Genomic DNA, 3,352 nt, shown 5'->3' with positions numbered 1-3,352 from the left:
GGGCAGTGCGGGCGGCGTGCCCTGCTTGTCCCAGTTCGCGGCGAGCCAGTTGCGCACGATCTGCTTGTCGAAGCTGTCCAAGCGCGACGGCCCGCCCGCGGCGTAGAGCGTGGCGTCCCAGTAGCGCGAGCTGTCAGACGTGAGCACCTCGTCGGCGAGAGTCAGCTGACCCGTGGCGGGGTCGGTGCCGAACTCGAACTTGGTGTCGGCAAGAATCACCCCGCGCTCGAGCGCGATCTCGCTGGCGCGCGCGAAGATCGCGAGCGACGCATCCCGCAACGCAGTGGCAACCGAGGCACCGACGAGCTCAACCGAGCGCTCGAACGTGATGTTCTCGTCGTGCTCGCCCATCGGAGCCTTGAAGGCCGGCGTGTAGAGCGGCTCGGGCAGACGGTCGCCGTCGCTGAGGCCCTCGGGCAGCGGAATGCCGCACACGGTGCCCGACTCGCGGTATTCGGCCCAGCCCGAGCCCGTGAGGTAGCCGCGCACGACGCACTCGATGGGGTGCATATCGAGGCGCTTCACGAGCATGGCGCGGTCGGCGAGCTCGGCCGGCACCGCAGGGCCGTCGGCCGCGAGATGGTTGGGCTGGTCGAGCTGCGCGAACCACCAGCGCGTGAGCTGCGTTAGCAGCGCGCCCTTGCCGGGGATGCCGGGCTCGAGCACGTGGTCGAACGCGCTCACCCGATCACTCGCGACGACGAGCATGAGAGTCGGATGCTCGGCGTGCTCGTAGAGGTCGCGCACCTTGCCCGAGTAGACGTGGGTCCAGCCGAGCAGGGCGCCAGCATCCGTCATCAGACGACCCGCAGCGCGATGTCGGTGCGGTACTGCCCGCCCTCGAGGCCGATGTGGCCAATGGCCTCGTAGGCGCGGGCACGGGCTTGCGCGAAGTCCGATCCCGTGGCGACGACGCTCAACACGCGGCCACCCGTGGCGCAAAAGCCGTCGGCCGTGCGGGCCGTGGCGGCGTGGGCGATCGTGACGCCCTCGACCGCGGCGGCCTCGTCGAGCCCCGTGAGCGCGCGGCCCGTGATGGGAGTGTCGGGGTAGCCCTCGCTTGCGAGCACGACGGTCACGGCGACGTCGTCGCTGAACTCGGGGTGCGGGCGGCCGGCGAGCTGGCCCGTGCTCGCGGCGAACAGCAGCTCGCTCAGCGGGGTGACGAGACGCGGCAGCACCACTTGCGTCTCGGGGTCGCCGAAGCGCGCGTTGAATTCGATGACGCGGATGCCCTGCTCCGTCACGATCAGACCGCAGTAGAGCAACCCGATGAACGGAGTCTGCTCGGCCGCGAGTTGCCGAATCGTCGGCTCGGCGACCGTGCGAATGACCTCGTCAACGAAGCCCTCGGGTGCCCAGGGCAACGGCGAGTAGGCGCCCATGCCGCCCGTGTTGGGGCCCGTGTCGCCATCACCGATGCGCTTGTAATCTTGCGCCGGGCTGAGCGGCACCACGGTGTGGCCGTCGCTCAGCATGAAGAGGCTGACCTCTTGGCCGGCCAAGAACTCTTCGACGAGCACGCCGCCCTGCTGCAGGTAGTGCTCCGCGTGCGCCAGCGCCGCAGCGCGGTCGTCGGTCACGATGACGCCCTTGCCGGCGGCGAGGCCATCGGCCTTGACGACGTAGGGGGCGCCGAGTTCGTCGATCGCCGCTTCGGCTTCGGCGAGGGTGCCGGCGCGCACGGCACGACCGGTCGGAACCCCCGCGGCATCCATGATGCGCTTCGCGAACGCCTTCGAGCCTTCGAGTTGGGCGGCCGCGGCACCCGGGCCGAACACGGCGATGCCGCGGCGGCGCACGGCGTCGGCCACGCCCGCCACGAGCGGTGCCTCGGGGCCGATGATGACGAGCTCGATGGCGTTGTCGACCGCGTAGTCAGCGACCACGTCGCCCCGCGTGGGGTCGAGGGCCACGGTGGGCACGACCGTGGCGATACCCGCGTTGCCCGGGGCCGCGGTGATCTCGTGGGCCGCCTCTTCGCGCAACAGGGCGGTGATGATGGCGTGCTCGCGGGCGCCCGAACCGATAACGAGAATTCTCACCCGGTCAGCCTACCGAGGGCCGGTAGCCTCGCTGCATGGCCCGGCCTCGCATCGATGACACCGTGGGGCGGGATGCCGTGCGCGCGGTGCTCGACGGCACAGCCGAACGCCCCGACCTCGCGACAGCCGTGCGCTACCTGCTGCAAGCGCTCGCCGAGGCCAGCCCGGGCCGCAGTGTCGAGGTGCGCGTTCCCCCGTTCGGCGCGGTGCAGGCGGTCGAGGGCCCACGCCACACGCGAGGGACGCCCCCGAACGTCGTCGAGCTCGACGCCGAGACCTTCGTGGCGATTGCGACGGGGCGACAGCAGTGGAGTGAGGCGGCGTCGGCGGGGCGCGTGCACGCATCCGGAGCTCGCTCTGATCTGTCGAGCCTCTTCCCGCTCGCGTACTGACTTCTCAGGGCTGTGCGCCAGAATGTGGGCGTGAGCACCCCGGCAGAACCCACGTCAGACCGCACGATCGTTCAGGTGCGGCGCGCGCCCAAGATTCCGGCCTTCATGACCGTCGGCGGCCTCATCGGGTTTTTCTTTGTGCTCATCATCACGCCGCTGTTTCCGGTCGACCCGCTCGTGGGCCTGCCCGCGCTCATCGGCTATTTCTCGATCTTCGGCGTGACCGGTGGCGTGCTGATCGGCGCGATCATCGGCATTGCGCTCGATCGTCGTTCGCAGAAGCGCGCGCGCACGGTCGAGGCTGAGCGTCAGTCGGTCGAGGCGGCGCCCGAGGCCGACGCCAGCTAGCTCAGCTGGTTCTGCTCGACCCAGCGCAGATATTCGGGGCTCACGGTTCCCGTGACGTAGTCGCCCGTGAAGCAACTCATCTCGAGCGACTCGATGTCGCTGCCCTCGAGAATGGCGGCTTGCATGTCGGCCACTTCTTGATAGATCAGGTAGTCACTGCCGAGTTCGGTGTTGATCTCAGGAATCTTGCGACCGTGCGCGATGAGTTCGCGCCGCGTCGGCATGTTGATGCCATAGACGTGCGGGTAGCGCACGGGCGGCGCCGCCGAGGTGAAGGTGACCTTGTTGGCGCCCGCAGCGCGAGCCATTTCGACGATCTCTTTCGAGGTCGTGCCGCGCACGATCGAGTCGTCGACGATGAGGATGTTCTTGCCCGCGAACTCACTCGACATCGCGTTGAGCTTCTGCTTGACGCTCTTCTTGCGCTCGGCCTGCCCGGGCATGATGAAGGTGCGGCCGACGTAGCGGTTCTTGTAGAAGCCTTCGCGGTACTCGACCCCGAGCTTTTGCGCCACCTGCATGGCGGCGGGTCGCGACGAGTCGGGAATTGGCATGACCACGTCGATG

General features: G+C 68.9%; 5 protein-coding genes. 2 read left to right on the top strand and 3 right to left on the bottom strand.

Going from position 1 to position 3,352, the window contains the following annotated elements; all coding sequences use genetic code 11:
* The coding region (locus tag SFU54_RS11060) for a phosphoribosylaminoimidazolesuccinocarboxamide synthase (protein WP_319016329.1) at positions 1-798 on the bottom strand (798 nt) is incomplete at its 3' end.
* The gene (purD, locus tag SFU54_RS11055) at positions 798-2,045 is read right to left on the bottom strand and encodes a phosphoribosylamine--glycine ligase (protein WP_319016328.1); all 1,248 of its coding nucleotides are present in this window, start codon (positions 2,043-2,045) and stop codon (positions 798-800) included. The genes SFU54_RS11060 and purD, both read right to left, overlap by 1 nt.
* A 35-nt stretch (positions 2,046-2,080) precedes the next feature.
* Between purD and SFU54_RS11050 the strand changes: the two genes are divergently transcribed.
* Both SFU54_RS11050 and SFU54_RS11045 read left to right on the top strand, forming a co-directional pair.
* Positions 2,081-2,437: a sterol carrier family protein gene (locus SFU54_RS11050; RefSeq protein WP_319016327.1), complete on the top strand. Its 357-nt coding sequence runs from the start codon at positions 2,081-2,083 to the stop codon at positions 2,435-2,437.
* 30 nt (positions 2,438-2,467) lie between these two features.
* A complete protein-coding gene (locus SFU54_RS11045) occupies positions 2,468-2,785 on the top strand; it encodes a hypothetical protein (protein ID WP_319016326.1) in 318 nt (105 codons plus the stop codon).
* On the opposite strand, the gene SFU54_RS11040 is transcribed toward SFU54_RS11045, so the two are convergent.
* Positions 2,782-3,352, bottom strand: a 571-nt coding sequence (locus SFU54_RS11040) for an amidophosphoribosyltransferase (protein ID WP_319016325.1), incomplete at its 5' end; no start/stop codon positions are given. The genes SFU54_RS11045 and SFU54_RS11040 overlap by 4 nt on opposite strands.

Origin of the sequence: Microcella sp., assembly GCF_033763155.1 — a bacterium.
Lineage (GTDB): Bacteria > Actinomycetota > Actinomycetes > Actinomycetales > Microbacteriaceae > Microcella.
Note: the sequence above shows the minus strand (reverse complement) of the source record. Positions and strands in the feature narration are given on the sequence as shown.